This is a genomic window from Streptomyces sp. NPDC032822, from assembly GCF_055578825.1.
Genome location: NZ_JBVIOL010000034.1, coordinates 21,281 through 37,464 on the forward strand (window position 1 = coordinate 21,281; position 16,184 = coordinate 37,464).

Annotated in this window: 13 protein-coding genes; 6 read left to right on the forward strand and 7 right to left on the reverse strand. The window is 70.5% G+C overall.

Annotated elements, in window-relative coordinates; translation table 11 throughout:
* Positions 1-4 precede the first annotated feature (4 nt).
* The 5 genes from kdpB to ACZ5VD_RS42280 form a co-directional block, all read right to left on the reverse strand.
* Positions 5-2,107 carry a potassium-transporting ATPase subunit KdpB gene (gene kdpB, locus ACZ5VD_RS42260; RefSeq protein WP_468685793.1) on the reverse strand — a complete coding sequence of 701 codons (2,103 nt, stop codon included), beginning with the start codon at positions 2,105-2,107 and terminating at the stop codon, positions 5-7.
* 89 nt (positions 2,108-2,196) lie between these two features.
* Positions 2,197-3,876, reverse strand: coding sequence for a potassium-transporting ATPase subunit KdpA (kdpA, locus tag ACZ5VD_RS42265; protein ID WP_468549971.1), 1,680 nt, complete (start codon positions 3,874-3,876; stop codon positions 2,197-2,199).
* Between the two features lie 7 nt (positions 3,877-3,883).
* Positions 3,884-3,973, reverse strand: a complete 90-nt coding sequence (gene kdpF, locus ACZ5VD_RS42270) for a K(+)-transporting ATPase subunit F (protein WP_009326374.1) — start codon at positions 3,971-3,973, stop codon at positions 3,884-3,886.
* Positions 3,970-4,176, reverse strand: a complete 207-nt coding sequence (locus tag ACZ5VD_RS42275; RefSeq protein ID WP_468685794.1) for a hypothetical protein — start codon at positions 4,174-4,176, stop codon at positions 3,970-3,972. The genes kdpF and ACZ5VD_RS42275 overlap by 4 nt, the downstream gene beginning before the upstream one ends.
* A 113-nt stretch (positions 4,177-4,289) precedes the next feature.
* On the reverse strand, positions 4,290-6,131 hold the full coding sequence (locus tag ACZ5VD_RS42280; protein WP_468685796.1) for an APC family permease: 1,842 nt from the start codon (positions 6,129-6,131) through the stop codon (positions 4,290-4,292).
* 456 nt (positions 6,132-6,587) lie between these two features.
* On the opposite strand from ACZ5VD_RS42280, the gene ACZ5VD_RS42285 reads away from it, so the two are divergent.
* Complete coding sequence (locus ACZ5VD_RS42285) at positions 6,588-8,540, forward strand: APC family permease (protein ID WP_468685798.1); 1,953 nt, start codon at positions 6,588-6,590, stop codon at positions 8,538-8,540.
* A gap of 36 nt (positions 8,541-8,576) precedes the next feature.
* Here ACZ5VD_RS42285 and ACZ5VD_RS42290 read toward each other — a convergent pair whose 3' ends face one another.
* Entirely contained in the window at positions 8,577-9,170 is a 594-nt protein-coding gene (locus ACZ5VD_RS42290) for a DUF1707 SHOCT-like domain-containing protein (protein ID WP_468549975.1), read from the reverse strand.
* Positions 9,171-9,292: 122 nt separating this feature from the next.
* Here ACZ5VD_RS42290 and ACZ5VD_RS42295 point away from each other — a divergent pair, with 122 nt between their 5' ends.
* From ACZ5VD_RS42295 to ACZ5VD_RS42315, 5 genes are all read left to right on the forward strand, one after another.
* Complete coding sequence (locus ACZ5VD_RS42295; protein ID WP_468549976.1) at positions 9,293-9,688, forward strand: TOBE domain-containing protein; 396 nt, start codon at positions 9,293-9,295, stop codon at positions 9,686-9,688.
* Positions 9,689-9,862: 174 nt separating this feature from the next.
* Positions 9,863-10,678 carry a molybdate ABC transporter substrate-binding protein gene (gene modA / locus ACZ5VD_RS42300; RefSeq protein WP_468549977.1) on the forward strand — a complete coding sequence of 272 codons (816 nt, stop codon included), beginning with the start codon at positions 9,863-9,865 and terminating at the stop codon, positions 10,676-10,678.
* Positions 10,675-11,535 (forward strand): molybdate ABC transporter permease subunit, encoded by an 861-nt coding sequence (modB, locus tag ACZ5VD_RS42305; RefSeq protein ID WP_468549978.1) that lies wholly within the window; start codon positions 10,675-10,677, stop codon positions 11,533-11,535. The genes modA and modB overlap by 4 nt, the downstream gene beginning before the upstream one ends.
* Positions 11,532-12,605 carry an ABC transporter ATP-binding protein gene (locus ACZ5VD_RS42310; RefSeq protein ID WP_468549979.1) on the forward strand — a complete coding sequence of 358 codons (1,074 nt, stop codon included), beginning with the start codon at positions 11,532-11,534 and terminating at the stop codon, positions 12,603-12,605. Before modB ends, ACZ5VD_RS42310 begins: the two co-directional genes overlap by 4 nt.
* Before the next feature lie 59 nt (positions 12,606-12,664).
* Entirely contained in the window at positions 12,665-13,084 is a 420-nt protein-coding gene (locus ACZ5VD_RS42315; RefSeq protein ID WP_468685800.1) for a TOBE domain-containing protein, read from the forward strand.
* 84 nt (positions 13,085-13,168) lie between these two features.
* Here the strand turns inward: ACZ5VD_RS42315 and gcvP are convergent, their stop codons facing one another.
* Positions 13,169-16,054: an aminomethyl-transferring glycine dehydrogenase gene (gene gcvP, locus ACZ5VD_RS42320; protein WP_468549981.1), complete on the reverse strand. Its 2,886-nt coding sequence runs from the start codon at positions 16,052-16,054 to the stop codon at positions 13,169-13,171.
* Positions 16,055-16,184 lie beyond the last annotated feature (130 nt).

Genomic DNA, 16,184 nt, shown 5'->3' on the forward strand with positions numbered 1-16,184 from the left:
CCGATCAGCCGATTCCGGGGATGAGGGAGACGAGCAGGTCGATGATCTTGATGCCGACGAAGGGGGCGATCAGCCCGCCGAGGCCGTAGATCCCGAGGTTGCGGCGGAGCAACCGGTCGGCGCTGACCGGCCGGTACCGCACCCCCCGCAGGGCGAGCGGCACCAACGCGATGATGATCAGTGCGTTGAAGACGACCGCGGAGAGGATCGCGGAGTCGGGCGAGGCCAGGTGCATGACGTTGAGCTTGTCCAGGCCCGGGTAGACCGCCGCGAACAGGGCCGGGATGATCGCGAAGTACTTCGCGACGTCGTTGGCGATGGAGAACGTCGTCAACGCGCCCCGAGTGATGAGGAGTTGCTTTCCGATCTCGACGATCTCGATGAGCTTCGTCGGGTTGGAGTCGAGGTCGACCATGTTGCCGGCCTCCTTCGCGGCCGACGTGCCGGTGTTCATCGCCACGCCGACGTCCGCCTGCGCGAGGGCCGGGGCGTCGTTGGTGCCGTCACCGGTCATCGCGACCAGCTTGCCGCCCGCCTGCTCCCGCTTGATCAGCGCCATCTTGTCCTCGGGCGTGGCCTCCGCGAGGAAGTCGTCGACGCCCGCCTCCTCGGCTATCGCCCTGGCCGTCAGCGGGTTGTCACCCGTGATCATGACGGTCTTGATCCCCATGCGGCGCAGCTCGTCGAACCGCTCGCGCATACCCTCCTTGACGACGTCCTTGAGGTGGATGACGCCCAACACCCGTGCCCCGTCGATGTCTTCGACGGCCACGAGCAGCGGCGTGCCGCCCCCCTCGGAGATGCGGTCGGTGAGCACGCCGGCGTCCTCGGACACCTCGCCACCCCGCTCCCGCACCCAGGCGACGACCGAACCGGCCGCGCCCTTGCGGATCCTGCGCCCGTCGACGTCCACACCCGACATCCGGGTCTGGGCGGTGAAGACGATCCACTCGGCGCCGGACAACTCACCCTGGTGCCGCTCGCGCAGTCCGTACTTCTCCTTCGCCAGGACGACGATCGAGCGACCCTCCGGGGTCTCGTCGGCGAGCGACGACAGCTGGGCGGCGTCGGCCAGTTCGGCCTCCGTGGTACCGCTCACCGGCACGCACTCGGACGCCTGCCGGTTGCCGAGCGTGATGGTGCCGGTCTTGTCCAGCAGCAGGGTCGAGACGTCACCGGCGGCCTCGACGGCACGCCCCGACATGGCGAGCACGTTGCGCTGGACCAGGCGGTCCATACCCGCGATGCCGATCGCGGAGAGCAGGGCGCCGATCGTCGTCGGGATCAGACAGACCAACAGGGCCACCAGCACCACCATGGTGAGGTGCGTGCCCGCGTAGTCCGCGAACGGCGGCAGCGTGGCGACGGCCAGCAGGAAGACGATCGTCAGCGACGCGAGCAGGATGTTCAGCGCGATCTCGTTCGGGGTCTTCTGCCGGGCCGCGCCCTCGACCAGGGCGATCATGCGGTCGATGAAGGTCTCGCCCGGCTTCGTCGTGATCTTGACGACGATCCGGTCGGACAGCACCTTCGTCCCGCCGGTGACGGCCGAGCGGTCGCCGCCGGACTCGCGGATGACCGGGGCCGACTCGCCGGTGATCGCCGACTCGTCGACGCTGGCCACACCCTCGACGACGTCGCCGTCGCCGGGGATGATCTCGCCCGCCTCGCAGACGACCAGGTCACCGATCCGCAGCTCGGTGCCGGGCACCTCCTCCACCAACTCGCGGCCCTTGGCGAGCCGCCGGGCGACCGTGTCGGTCTTGGCCTTGCGCAGGGTGTCCGCCTGGGCCTTGCCGCGGCCCTCGGCGACGGCCTCGGCGAGGTTCGCAAAGATCACCGTCAGCCACAGCCAGGCGCTGATCGTCCAGCCGAACCAGTCGCCCGGATCCTTGAAGGAGAACACCGTGGTCAGGACGGAACCGACCAACACCACGAACATCACGGGCGACTTGACCATCACCCGCGGATCGAGCTTGCGGACCGCGTCCGGCAGCGACCTGAGCAGCTGCTTCGGGTCGAAGAGGCCCGCGCCGACGCGCCCTTCGGTCTGGTGGCCGGTCGGTACATCGCCGTGCGGCGCCCGGGTCGGAGTGACTGTGGACATCGAGTCCTCTTGCTTCTCTGTACGCGTGGTGTCTGTACGGGGGGTCTCTGTACGCGTGGTCTCCGCGCGAGTCGTCTCTGCACGGAGGGTCATGACGCCAGCCCCTCGGCCAGCGGCCCCAGCGCGAGCGCCGGGAAGTAGGTCAGACCGGTAATGATGAGAATCGCGCCCACCAACAACCCGGTGAACAGCGGCTTTTCGGTGCGCAGGGTGCCCGCGGTCGCCGGCACCGGCTTCTGCTCCGCGAGCGAGCCGGCCAACGCCAGCACGAACACCATCGGGAGGAAACGGCCGAGGGCCATCGCGAGTCCCAGGGTGGTGTTGAACCACTGGGTGTCCGCGTTCAGCCCGGCGAAGGCCGAGCCGTTGTTGTTGGCGGCCGACGAATAGGCGTACAGGATCTCGGAGAACCCGTGCGCCCCGCTGTTGGTCATCGAGTTGCCCGGCGTGGGCAGGGCCATCGCCGCGGCGGTGAGGACGAGCACCAGGGCCGGGGTGACGAGGAGGTAGCAGGCCGCGAGCTTGATTTCCCGGATGCCGATCTTCTTGCCCAGGTACTCGGGCGTACGGCCGACCATCAGTCCGGCGATGAACACCGCGATGACCGCCATGATCAGCATGCCGTAGAGGCCGGAGCCGGTACCGCCGGGCGCGATCTCACCCAGCTGCATGCCCAGGATCGTGATGCCGCCGCCGAGACCGGTGAACGAGGAGTGGAAGGAGTCCACCGCGCCCGTCGAGGTCAGCGTGGTCGACACCGCGAAGATCGACGAGGCGCCGACACCGATACGGGTCTCCTTGCCCTCCATCGCACCGCCGGCGATGTCGAACGCGGGGCCGTGGTGGGCGAATTCCGTCCACATCATCAGGGCGACGAAGCCGAACCAGATCGTGGCCATCGTCGCGAGGATGGCGTAGCCCTGCTTGACCGAGCCGACCATGAGGCCGAAGGTCCGGGTCAGCGCGAACGGGATCACCAGGAGGAGGAAGATCTCGAAGAGGTTCGTGAACGGGGTCGGGTTCTCGAAGGGGTGGGCGGAGTTGGCGTTGAAGTAACCGCCACCGTTCGTGCCCAGTTCCTTGATGGCCTCCTGGGAGGCGACCGCGCCCCCGTTCCACTGCTGCGAGCCGCCCACGCCGTGCCCGTTCAGGAATTGGCCGACCTCGTGGATCCCGGAGAAGTTCTGGATGACGCCGCACGCAACGAGCACGATCGCCGCGATCAGCGAGAACGGCACCAGGATGCGTACGACACCGCGTACCAGGTCGGCCCAGAAGTTGCCCAGCTCACCGGTCCGGGAGCGTGCGAAGCCACGCACCAGCGCCACGGCGACGGCGATGCCGACGGCCGCCGAGACGAAGTTCTGCACCGCCAGACCACCGGTCTGCACGACGTGGCCCATGGCCTGCTCGCCGTAGTACGACTGCCAGTTGGTGTTGGTCACGAAGGACACGGCGGTGTTGAACGCCTGGTCCGGGTCGATCGAGGAGAAGCCGAGCGACCCGGGCAGCACACCCTGCAGCCGCTGCAACGCGTAGAGGAAGAGAACCCCGGCCGCGGAGAAGGCGAGCACACCGCGCAGGTACGCGGGCCAGCGCATCTCCGTGTCCGGGTCGGCACCGATCCCCTTGTAGATCCACTTCTCGACGCGCCAGTGCTTGTCGGAGGAGTAGACCCTGGCCATGTAGGTGCCCAGGGGGATGTAGGCGAGCGCCAGCGCCGCCGTCAGGGCGAGCAGCTGGAGGATGCCGGCGAGTACGGGACCCATGTCTGTCTCAGAACCTCTCCGGGAAGATCAGGGCGAGGACGAGATAGCCCAGCAGGGCGACGGCCACGACGAGGCCGACGACGTTCTCGGCGGTCACAGCTTCGTCACCCCTTTGGCGACAAGGGCCACCAGCGCGAAGACCGCGATCGTGGTGACGACGAAGGCCAGATCGGCCATCGTGAGCTCCTGGAATGAGGTGCGGATGGAACGGGACGGTTCGAGGAAACCGCCTTCGAGTCCGGTTTCGACGTTCGTTGACGGGTCCCTTACGGCGACGGACACGCCCTTGACGGGACTCATACGCCGACCGCTACGACCGCTCTGCCCCGCATGCCTGGACCGCCGCTCGGCCCGGGGCAGCGGTCCGCCTGGGGCAACGGTTCACCGGAGGCGGCGGTGCGCCGGAGGAGCGGTCAGAACAGCCGGAACCGCAGCCGGCAGATCACGGCGTCGGTCTCCCGTCGCACGGCGTGCGCGACGACGGCGCCGCGCTGGTTCTGCAGCAGCCGCTGCCAGAGCCGCTCCGGTTCCGTCTCCGGGATCAGCACGGTGACCCGGGTGGCCGGCTCCGTCACGGTCACCAGAGCGACGTACGCGACGACGGCGGGGCCCAGGGAGCGCCGCTCGCAGCTCAGCCGGACCAGGGGCACTCCGGGGTCCCACTCGGCCCAGCCCCGCTCCAGGGCGTGCAGTTGGGCCCGGTCCTCCGGGTCGGGGTGGCACACGGTGACCGCGCGCACCTCGTCGCCGAGGGAGGCAGCCGCGGTGAGGGCCTCGGAGGTCAGCCGGGACAGCGAGGACACCGGCACGATCACGACCGACCGGTCCCGGTGCGGGGCCTCGGGGATCCGGCCCAGGCCCAGCCGCTCGCCGATCCGGGCGTAGGCGCGGTGCACGGCCTCGAAGGCCGTCACCAGCAGCGGCAGGGCGATCACGACCAGCCAGGCGCCCTCCTCGAACTTGGTCGCCGTCACGACCACGGCCGCGACGCCGGTGAGGGCGCCGCCGAAGCCGTTGAGCAGCGCCTTGCCGTGCCGACCCGGCCCGCGCTCCAGCCGCCAGTGCCGGACCATGCCCACCTGGGCGAGGGTGAAGCCGACGAACACGCCGATGGCGAAGAGCGGCACGAGGGTGTTGGTGTCACCGCCGGAGAACACCAGCAGCGCGGCGGAGACCAGGGCGAGCGCCAGTACGCCGTGCCGGTGGACCTGGCGGTCCGCCTTGAGCGCGAAGACGTGCGGCAGGTAGTTGTCGCGGGCCAGCAGCTTCAGCAGCACCGGGAGGCCGCCGAACGAGGTGTTCGCGGACAGGGCCAGCAGGATCATCGTCGCGAACTGGATGACGTAGAAAGCCCAGTTGTGGCCGAGGGACGCGTCCGCGAGCTGGGCGAGGACGGTGACGCCCTCGACCGGCTGAAGGTGGAAACGGGAGATCAGCACGGACAGACCGATCAGCATCACGCCGAGCACCGCGCCGAGGGCGACCTCCGCACGCTGGGCACGCTCGACGCGCGGGACGCGGAAGGACGGGACGGCGTTGGCGAGGGCCTCGACGCCGGTGAGGGCACTGCACCCGGAGGCGAAGGCCTTCAGCAGGAGCAGGGCGCCCACGGCGGTGGCGTTCTCCGACAGGACGGAGGCGTGCCCCGCCGCGGTGGCCGTGCTCACCGGCCCGGACCGAAAGAGGCCGACCACGATCAGCACGAGGATCGACCCGACGAAGACGACGGTCGGCACGATGAACGCCTTCGCCGACTCGACGATGCCGCGCAGGTTCACCCCGGTGATCAGCACGAGCACCGCCAGGCACAGCCACAGCCGGTCGCCGTACAGTCCCGGGAACGCGGAGGTGAGTGCGGCCACACCGGCGGTGACGGCCACGGCGACGTTGAGGACGTAGTCCAGGACGAGGGAGGCCGCGGCGACCAGACCGGGGCGGGCACCCAGGTGCGTCCTGGCGACGGCGTACGAACCGCCGCCGTCCGGGAAGGCCGCGATCACCTGCCGGTACGAGGCGACCAGCACCGCCAGCAGCCCCGCGATGGCCAGCGTGACCGGCAGGGTGAAGCCGAGGCCGTGGGCGCCGGCGGCGGCCAGGACGAGCACGATCGCCTCGGGCCCGTACGCCACCGACGCCATGGCGTCCAGCGACAGCGCGGCGAGACCGGTGACGGCGGTGAGGCGGTGCCGCTCGCCGGTGTCCGGCGGTTCCTCACCTGCGGGAACGGCGTCCGATTCGGCGGTCAGAACGGACATGGATGCGTGCTCCTTCGTGCGGTGCTCGATGCCGGGCGCGGGACACCGCGCGCGGTGCACCCAGGTTCTGTCCGCGTCGCGACGCCGCCCACGGGCCCTTGCGCGTTCTTCGCGCGCGACCGCCCGACCTTGACGCCGCCTTGACAGCGAGGTGCTCCGGCCGACGGACACCGGAGGCACTCACCGCCGGGGGATCTCCTCCGGGACAGTGGGACGCGGGTTCGGCCTCGGCCCGCCCGCTTCCACGCGGCTCAGGTCGGTCGGGGACGAGCTCCACCGGCGCGGCCCCGAGGGAGACCTCGGGTGCGGACGGCCCCGCCGACCAGTCTTAACGGAAGCTTGACGCCCCTCCCCCCGCCATCCACAGGCCCAGACGTCACTCTCCGCTTACGCTGATTCCGCCGTCCGCATGATGGCCGGATCCGCACGCTGCACCGCACCTCAGGAGCCCTCGCGATGGCCGTCACCGAACACCCCGCGCCCGGTCGCCTGCGCTCCTGGATGCTGGAGGGCCTGTCCGACATGGGCAAGGACAGCGGCCACCAGGGCCCGCACGCCGCACCGGAGCCCGCGCACAAGGGCCAGCGCTGGTGGCGGGTCATGTGCCTGACCGGCGTCGACTATTTCTCCACCCTCGGATATCAGCCAGGCATCGCCGCCCTCGCGGCGGGCCTGCTGTCACCCGTTGCGACCATCGTGCTGGTGATCGTCACGCTGGCGGGCGCCCTGCCCGTCTACCGCCGGGTGGCCGAGGAGAGCCCCCGGGGCGAGGGCTCGATCGCGATGCTGGAACGGCTGCTGTCCTTCTGGAAGGGCAAGCTGTTCGTCCTGACCCTGCTGGGCTTCGCCGCGACCGACTTCCTGATCACCATCACGCTGTCCGCCGCGGACGCCTCCACCCACCTGGTCGAGAACCCGCACCTGACCAGCACCCTGCACGACAAGCAACTGCTGATCACGCTGATCCTCGTGGCGCTGCTCGGCGCGGTGTTCCTCAAGGGCTTCCTGGAGGCGATCGGCGTCGCGACCGTGCTGGTCGGCCTCTACCTCGCCCTGAACGTCGTCGTCGTGGCCGTCGGGCTGTGGCACGTCATCACCGCCGAACACGTGATCACCGACTGGTCCACGGCCCTGACCGCCGAGCACGGCAACGCCTTCGCCATGATCGGCGTGGCTCTCCTGGTCTTCCCCAAGCTGGCCCTCGGCCTCTCCGGCTTCGAGACCGGCGTAGCGGTCATGCCGCACGTCCAGGGCGATCCGGACGACACCGACGAGCACCCGGCGGGCCGCATCCGCGACACGAAGAAGCTCCTGACGACGGCCGCTCTCATCATGAGCGTCTTCCTGATCGCCACCAGCTTCATCACCACGCTGCTGATCCCGGAGAAGGAGTTCGAGTCGGGCGGCCAGGCGAACGGCCGCGCCCTCGCCTTCCTCGCGCACGAGTACCTGGGCAACGCCTTCGGCACGGTCTACGACGTCTCGACCATCGCCATCCTCTGGTTCGCCGGCGCCTCCGCGATGGCCGGCCTGCTGAACCTGATGCCCCGCTACCTGCCCCGCTACGGCATGGCCCCGCACTGGGCGCGAGCCGTCCGCCCCATGGTCATCGTCTTCACCCTGATCGGCTTCCTGGTCACCTGGATCTTCGACGCCGACGTCGACGCCCAGGGCGGCGCCTACGCCACCGGCGTCCTGGTCCTGATCAGCTCCGCGGCCATCGCCGTGACCATCGCCGCCCGCAAGGCCGGCCAGCGGAACTGGACCATCGGCTTCGCGGTGATCTCGGCCGTCTTCCTCTACGTCACCGTCGCGAACGTCATCGAGCGCCCCGACGGCGTGAAGATCGGCGCCTGCTTCATCGCCGGCATCATTCTGGTCTCCCTGCTCTCCCGGCTGGCCCGCGCCTTCGAACTGCGCGTGACCAGCGTGACGCTCGACCCCATGGCGGAACGTTTCATCCGGGACATGGCCACCCGCAAGATCCGGTTCATCGCCAACGAGCCCGACCAGCGCGACAAGGCGGAGTACCGCGACAAGATCGAGCAGATCCGGGAGGACAACGACATCCCCGGGGAGGACTTCGTCTTCGTCGAGGTCACGGTCCTCGACCCCTCCGAGTTCGAGGCGGGTCTGACCGTACGCGGTGAAGTGCTCCACCACCGCTACCGCGTCCTGACCCTGGAGTCGTCCTCCATCCCCAACGCCCTGGCCGCCCTGCTCCTGCACGTCCGCGACACGACCGGCCGCACCCCGCACATCTACTTCGAGTGGACCGAGGGCAGCCCCTTCGCCAACTTCCTGCGCTTCTTCCTCTTCGGCCAGGGCGAGGTCGCCCCGGTCACCCGGGAGGTCCTGCGCGAGGCGGAACCGGACCGATCACGCCGACCGCGTGTCCACACGGGCTGAACCCTCGCGCACGGCCGCCGCCGCCCCGGACGCGATCTACCTGCCGAACAGCCTCCGTGGCGGACGCACCACGACCTGCCCGAAGTGCAGCTCTCCGGCCACTTCCACGCGCAGCACCACGGCAGCGTCAGTGGATCCGGCCCGCCGCGCCTTGACCTGGCCGTAGTGCTTCACCAGCGAGTCGGTGTCCACGACGATCCCGGGCCGGGTCACGAGCCGGAGCGCACCGCCCCGCATACCGAGGTCGATGCGCAGGGTGTCGTGGGTGATCACGGCCTCGGTGAAGTCGAGCGTCACATCGCCCCACGCGGAGTTGATCTCCATCCGCCGAGGCACCACCCAGGTCCCGTCGCGCAGGGCGGAGGCACCCTCCTGCTCGATGCGGACGACATCCTTGGCCTCGACCGCGCCTCGCGCGCCGGTCGCCGGCAGGTCCACGGTCAGAACCGCCAGCTCACCCATCGTGCGCGCGGACAGCGCGACCTCCAGGCGCTCGTCCAACTCCTCGGCGGTCAGCCGGCCGTCCCCCGCGGCGATGCGCAGTACGTCCACCACCCGGTCCCGGTCCTCGTGCGACGCCCTCAGCCCGGGCGCCGACGCAGTATCCGCGAGCGCGCGCTCGTCCGACATCCCCTCACCCCGATCCACGACACCGTCACCGTCACCACGCCGAAGACTAACGCTATATCGCGTCACACCCGGTAGCCAACCCCGCATCCACGACCCGCCGTTCGCGGCCTATCGTGACCCGCATGCAGTCCTACACGATCGGCCAGGCAGCGAGACTGCTCGGCGTGAGCCCCGACACCGCGCGCCGCTGGGCGGACGCCGGCCGGGTGACGACCCATCGCGACGACAACGGGCGGCGACTCGTCGACGGCCGGGACCTGGCGGCGTTCTCGGTGGAGCTGGCGAAGGCCACGAGCACCGACGAGGACCCGACGTACACCTCCGTCCGCAACGCCTTCCCCGGCATCGTCACCGCGATCAAGCTGGGCGACGTCGCCGCCCAGGTCGAGATCCAGGCGGGCCCGCACCGGCTGGTCTCCCTGCTGACCCGCGAAGCCGTCGAGGAACTCGGCCTGGAGGTCGGCATGGAGGCGACGGCCCGGGTGAAGTCGACGAACGTACACATCGACCGCGTCTGAATCCACCCCACCCAAGGAAAACCCCGTACGAACGCACATGCGCACCCCACTCGCGATCTACCCCGCTCATGCGATGCGACGGCTGACTTACCCCTCGCACATGCGGAAGTATGATCGGCGTATCGAAGGGTCCGACGGGCTCTTCTCCAGACAGACCCAGGGAGTGGACCCGTGATGACCCGTTCCGTGCGCCGGACCCGGCGGACCACGCAGGCGCTCGGCGTGGGGACCGCCGCGCTGCTGGCACTGAGCGCGTGCTCCTCGTCCGGTTCGGACTCCGACTCCGCCGGGTCGGGCTCCTCGTCGTCGAAGCCGACCGGCACGGTGACCGTCTTCGCCGCGGCCTCCCTCCAGGAGAGCTTCACGGCCCTGGGCAAGGCGTTCGAGAAGGCCCACCCGGGCACCAAGGTCACCTTCAGCTTCGGCGGCAGCGACAGCCTCGCCGCGAGCATCACGGGCGGCGCCCCGGCCGACGTCTTCGCCGCCGCGAGCCCCAAGACCATGGCGATCGTGACGGACGCGAAGGACGCGGCCGGCAAGCCCGCCACCTTCGTCCGCAACCAGCTGGAGATCGCCACCCTGCCGGGCAACCCTCACAAGGTCGCCTCCCTCAAGGACCTCACCAGGTCGGGCCTCAAGGTGGTCCTGTGCGACAGGACGGTGCCGTGCGGTGCCGCCGCCCAGAAGGCCCTGGAGGCCGCCGGCCTCAAGCTCACGCCGGTCTCCTACGAACAGGACGTCAAGAGCGCCCTGACCAAGGTCGAGCTCAAGGAGGCCGACGCGGCCGTCGTCTACAAGACCGATGTGAAGGCGGCCGGTGACAAGGTGGAGGGCGTGGACTTCCCCGAGTCGGCCGCGGCCGTCAACGACTACCCGATCACCCTCCTCAAGGACGCCCCCAACCCCGGCACCGCCAAGGCCTTCATCGCGCTGGTGCAGTCCGCCGAGGGCCAGAAGGTCCTGAACGAGGCCGGGTTCCTCAAGCCGTGACCGAACCCGACAAGGCCGGCACCGCGACCGCCCTGGAGGGCGGTCCGCGGCGCCGGCGTGTCCGGAGGTTCGGCAGGGGCGGCGGAGTACCCCTGCCTCTCCTGCTCCCCGCCCTGGTGGGCCTGGCGTTCCTGCTCCTGCCGCTGATCGCCCTTCTCGTACGGGCTCCCTGGCGCGACCTCCCGGATCAGCTGACCAGCCCCGCGGTCTGGGAGGCCCTCCGCCTGTCCCTGCTGTGCGCCACGGCGGCGACCGCGCTGAGCCTGGTCATCGGCGTCCCGCTGGCCTGGCTGCTGGCCCGCACCGACTTCCCCGGCCGCGGTCTGGTCCGCGCCCTGGTGACCCTGCCCCTGGTCCTGCCCCCGGTGGTCGGCGGCGTGGCCCTGCTGCTCGCCCTCGGCCGCAACGGCGTCGTCGGGCAGTACCTGGACTCCTGGTTCGGGATCACGCTCCCGTTCACCACGACCGGTGTGGTCCTCGCCGAGACCTTCGTGGCGATGCCTTTCCTCGTCATCAGCGTCGAGGGCACCCTGCGCGCCGCCGACCCCCGCTACGAGGAGGCGGCCACCACCCTCGGCGCCTCCCGCTTCACCGCGTTCCGCCGGGTCACCCTGCCGCTGATCATGCCGGGCATCGCGGCCGGGTCCGTACTGGCCTGGGCCCGTGCCCTCGGCGAGTTCGGCGCCACGATCACCTTCGCGGGCAACTTCCCGGGCCGCACCCAGACCATGCCCCTGGCGGTCTACCTGGCCCTGCAGAGCGACCCGGCCGCGGCCATCGCCCTCAGCCTCGTACTCCTGGCAGTCTCCATCGCAGTCCTGGCCGGCCTACGCGACCGCTGGATGACAACAACATGACCACCAACCCCCCCACACCCCCCGCCCCCACCAACGGTCTCGACACCCACCTCATCGTCGACCGCGCCCCCTTCCGCCTCGACATCACCCTCACCGCCACCCCCGGTGAGGTCCTCGCCCTGCTCGGCCCGAACGGCGCGGGCAAGACCACCGCCCTGCGCGCCCTGGCCGGCCTCGCCCCCCTGAGCGGCGGTCATCTACGCCTGGACGGCAGCGAGTTGGCTCGCACACCCCCCGAGTCCCGCCCGGTCGGCGTCGTCTTCCAGGACTACCTCCTCTTCCCCCACCTCACCGCCCTCGACAACGTGGCCTTCGGCCCGCGCTGCCACGGCGCGACCAAGGCGGAAGCCCGGGCCGAGGCCACCGAGTGGCTGGACCGCATGGGCCTCGCCGAGCACTCCGGATCCAAGCCCCGCCGCCTCTCCGGTGGTCAGGCCCAACGCGTCGCCCTGGCCCGCGCCCTGGCCACCCACCCCCGTCTGCTGCTCCTCGACGAACCCCTGGCAGCCCTGGACGCCCGCACCCGGCTGGAAGTCCGCGCCCAACTCCGCCGCCATCTCGCCGAGTTCGAGGCCGTCGCCGTCCTCGTCACCCACGACCCACTCGACGCCATGGTGCTGGCCGACCGCCTCGTCGTCATCGAAGACGGCCACGTCGTCCAAGAAGGCACCCCCGCCGACATCGCCCGGCACCCCCGCACGGACTACATCGCACAGCTGGTCGGCCTCAACCTCTACAAGGGACGGGCCGACGGCCACACCGTCCACCTCGACACCGGCCCGGACATCACCACCACCGAGGACCTCACCGGACCGGTCTTCGTGGCCTTCCCGCCGAGCGCGGTGACCCTCCACAGCGACCGCCCCACCGGCTCCAGCGCCCGCAACCTCTGGCGTGGCGAAGTGGCCGGCCTGGAGACCCACGGCGACCAGATCCGCGCCGCCCTCACCGGCGAACTCCCCCTCGCCGCAGACCTCACCACCGTCGCCGCCGCCGAACTCGACCTGCGTCCCGGCGCACCGGTGTGGGCCACGGTCAAGGCGACGCAGACCCACGCATACCCGGCATAACGCTCGTCGAGGGCTACGGTGAGGACCCGATTCCCCCACCACCCCCACGAGGCCTTCCCATGAGCCTGAGCATCCGCAACCAGCTCCCCGGCACCGTCACCACCCTCGCCCCGGGCGAGGTCATGGCCACCGTCAAGGTCCGCCTCACCGGCGGCCGGAACCTCACCGCGGCGATCACCCTGGAGGCCGTCGAGGAACTCGGCCTCGCCGCGGGGACCGCCGTACGCGCCCTGGTGAAGTCGACCGAGGTCTCCCTCGCCACCGCCCCGGTCGCGGGCGTCTCCATCCGCAACCAACTGCCGGGCACCGTCCGCTCGGTCGCGACCGGCAGCGCCATGGCCTGCGTCAAGGTAGCCGTCGAGGGCGGCGACCTGACCGCGGTGATCACTCGAGACGCCGTCACGGACCTCGCCCTGGCACCCGGCACCTCGGTCGTAGCCCTGATCAAGTCGACCGAGGTCTCCCTCGCGACCCCATGACGCACCGAGGGGCTCCGCCCAGCCGGACGGAGCCCCTCGTCACTCGCTACGAACACAGCCCTTCAACAGGCGCTACGACGTGTGTCAGTCCTCGTAGGCATCCAGCGGCGGGCAGGAGCAGACGAGGTTGCGGTCGCCGAAGGCCTGGTCGATGCGGCGCACCGGCGGCCAGTACTTGTCCGCCACCGACACACCGGCCGGGAAGACGGCCTCCTCGCGCGTGTAGGCGTGCTCCCACTCCCCGCCCAGCGCCCCGGCGGTGTGCGGCGCGTTCCGCAGCGGGTTGTCGTCCGCGGACCACTCACCCGAGCCGACCTTCTCGATCTCCGCACGAATGGCGATCATCGCCTCGCAGAACCGGTCGATCTCCGTCAGGTCCTCGGACTCGGTCGGCTCGATCATCAACGTGCCGGCCACCGGGAAGGACATCGTCGGCGCGTGGAACCCGTGGTCGATGAGCCGCTTGGCGACATCGTCGACGCTCACACCGGTCGCCTTGGTCAGCGGCCGCAGATCGATGATGCACTCGTGCGCGACCAGCCCGCCCGGACCGGTGTAGAGCACGGGGAAGTGCGGCTCCAGCCGCTTGGCGATGTAGTTCGCGGAGAGCACCGCCACCTGCGTGGCCCGCTTCAGCCCCTCACCGCCCATGAGCCGGACGTACGCCCAGGAGATCGGCAGGATCCCGGCGGAACCCCAGGGCGCGGCCGAGATCGGACCGACACCCGTCTCCGGGCCGGCCGCGGGCTGCAGCGGGTGGTTCGGCAGATACGGCGCCAGGTGCGCACGCACACCGACCGGCCCGACGCCCGGACCGCCGCCCCCATGGGGGATGCAGAACGTCTTGTGCAGGTTCAGGTGCGAGACGTCGCCGCCGAAGTGCCCCGGCTTGGCCAGCCCCACCAGCGCGTTGAGGTTGGCCCCGTCGACGTACACCTGCCCGCCCGCCTCGTGCACCTGGGCGCAGATGTCGGCGACGTGCTCCTCGAACACACCGTGCGTCGACGGGTACGTGATCATCAGCACCGCCAGTTCGTTCCGGTGCTGCTCGATCTTCGCCCGCAGGTCCTCGACGTCGATCTCGCCGTCCTCGGCGGTCTTCACGACGACGACCTTCATGCCCGCCATCACGGCGCTGGCGGCGTTCGTGCCGTGCGCGGACGACGGGATCAGACACACGGTCCGCTGCTCGTCACCGCCCGCACGGTGGTATCCGCGTACGGCGAGCAGCCCGGCCAGCTCGCCCTGCGACCCGGCGTTGGGCTGCAGCGACACGTTGTCGTAGCCGGTGACCTCGGCGAGACGTTCCTCCAGCTCGCGGATGAGCGTGAGGTAGCCCTGCGCCTGCTCGGCGGGGGCGAAGGGGTGCAGCTGCCCGAACTCGGGCCAGGTGACCGGCTCCATCTCGGTGGTCGCGTTGAGCTTCATCGTGCAGGAGCCCAGCGGGATCATGCCGCGGTCGAGCGCGTAGTCCCGGTCGGCCAGCCGCCGCAGGTAGCGCAGCATCGCGGTCTCGGACCGGTACTGGTGGAACACCGGGTGCGCCAGATACTCGTCGGACCGCAGCAGCGCGCCCGGCAGTGTCTCCTCCGTGGCGGCGTCGAGCGCCTCGACGTCCCCCTCGACCCCGAACGCGTCCCACACGGCGCCCAGTTGGGCCCTCAGGGTGGTCTCGTCGCAGGCGATGGACACCTGGTCGGCGTCCACGAGCCGCAGATTGACGCCGTTCGCGCGCGCGGCGGCGACGATCTCGGCGGCCTTCGCGGGCACCCGCACGGTCAGCGTGTCGAAGTAGGAACCGTGCACGACCTCGATCCCACCGGCGGTCAGTCCCGCGGCCAGGATCGTGGCGTACCGGTGGGTGCGCCGCGCGATGCCCCTGAGCCCGTCGGGCCCGTGGTAGACGGCGTACATGCCGGCCATGACGGCCAGCAGCACCTGCGCGGTGCAGATGTTGCTGGTCGCCTTCTCCCGGCGGATGTGCTGCTCACGGGTCTGCAGGGCGAGCCGGTAGGCCTTGTTCCCGTCGGCGTCCACGGACACCCCCACGAGCCGCCCGGGCAGGCTGCGCGCGAACTTCTCGCGCACGGCCATGTATCCGGCGTGCGGCCCGCCGAAGCCCATCGGCACCCCGAACCGCTGCGTCGTCCCGACCGCGATGTCCGCACCGAGTTCGCCCGGGGACTTCAGCAGCGTGAGCGCGAGCAGATCGGCGGCGACGGTCACGAGCGCGCCGAGTTCGTGGGCCTGGTCGATGAGCGGCTTGATGTCGCGTACGGCCCCGGAGGCGCCCGGGTACTGGATCAGCACCCCGTTGATCTCCCGCCCGGCGAGCCCGGCCGGAATGCCCTCGCCGAGGTCGGCGACGACGACCTCCACGCCGGTCGGCTCGGCGCGGGTCCGGATCACGGCGACGGTCTGCGGCAGCGTGTCCGCGTCGACGAGGAAGAGACCCTTCTTGTTCTTGCCCATACGCCGGGACAGCGCCAGCGCCTCGGCGGCCGCGGTGCCCTCGTCGAGCAGCGAGGCACCGGAGGTCGGCAGCCCGGTGAGGTCGGCGACCATCGTCTGGAAGTTCAGCAGGGCTTCGAGCCGCCCCTGGGAGATCTCGGGCTGGTACGGCGTGTAGGCCGTGTACCAGGCCGGGTTCTCCATCACGTTGCGCAGGATCACGGGCGGCGTGAAGGTCCCGTAGTACCCGAGCCCGATCATCGAGTCGAGCACCTGGTTGCGGTCGGCCAGCGACCGCAGCTCGGCCAGCACCTCGGCCTCGGTGCGGGCGCCCGGCAGCTCCAGCGCGTCGGCGTTCTTGATCACATCCGGGACCGCGGCGGCGGTGAGTTCGTCGAGCGAGCCGTATCCGACCTGCGCGAGCATCTTGGCCCGCGCCTCCTGGTCGGGCCCGATGTGGCGCTGCTCGAAGGGGATGCCCTGTTCGAGCTCGGCGAGCGGAATGCGGTGGGCAGTCATTGCGGAGGCCTCCTGGTCTGACGCGACCTTCGAGGGGAACCCCGGCACGGGTACCCCGACGGCCTCCCCCTCTGTCATCTCAACCTGAGAGTTTCACCGGGCCGCCCGAGGGTGCCCGGCTTTCACCGTC

Coding starts and splice junctions, on each gene's coding strand:
- ACZ5VD_RS42290 (WP_468549975.1), bottom strand. CDS start 9,170: ATGTCGGACGAGCGCGCGCTCGCGGATACTGCGTCGGCGCCCGGGCTG.
- kdpA (WP_468549971.1), bottom strand. CDS start 3,876: ATGGGTCCCGTACTCGCCGGCATCCTCCAGCTGCTCGCCCTGACGGCG.
- ACZ5VD_RS42280 (WP_468685796.1), bottom strand. CDS start 6,131: ATGTCCGTTCTGACCGCCGAATCGGACGCCGTTCCCGCAGGTGAGGAA.
- ACZ5VD_RS42315 (WP_468685800.1), top strand. CDS start 12,665: ATGAGCCTGAGCATCCGCAACCAGCTCCCCGGCACCGTCACCACCCTC.
- ACZ5VD_RS42275 (WP_468685794.1), bottom strand. CDS start 4,176: ATGAGTCCCGTCAAGGGCGTGTCCGTCGCCGTAAGGGACCCGTCAACG.
- ACZ5VD_RS42285 (WP_468685798.1), top strand. CDS start 6,588: ATGGCCGTCACCGAACACCCCGCGCCCGGTCGCCTGCGCTCCTGGATG.
- ACZ5VD_RS42295 (WP_468549976.1), top strand. CDS start 9,293: ATGCAGTCCTACACGATCGGCCAGGCAGCGAGACTGCTCGGCGTGAGC.
- ACZ5VD_RS42310 (WP_468549979.1), top strand. CDS start 11,532: ATGACCACCAACCCCCCCACACCCCCCGCCCCCACCAACGGTCTCGAC.
- gcvP (WP_468549981.1), bottom strand. CDS start 16,054: ATGACTGCCCACCGCATTCCGCTCGCCGAGCTCGAACAGGGCATCCCC.
- modA (WP_468549977.1), top strand. CDS start 9,863: ATGACCCGTTCCGTGCGCCGGACCCGGCGGACCACGCAGGCGCTCGGC.
- kdpB (WP_468685793.1), bottom strand. CDS start 2,107: ATGTCCACAGTCACTCCGACCCGGGCGCCGCACGGCGATGTACCGACC.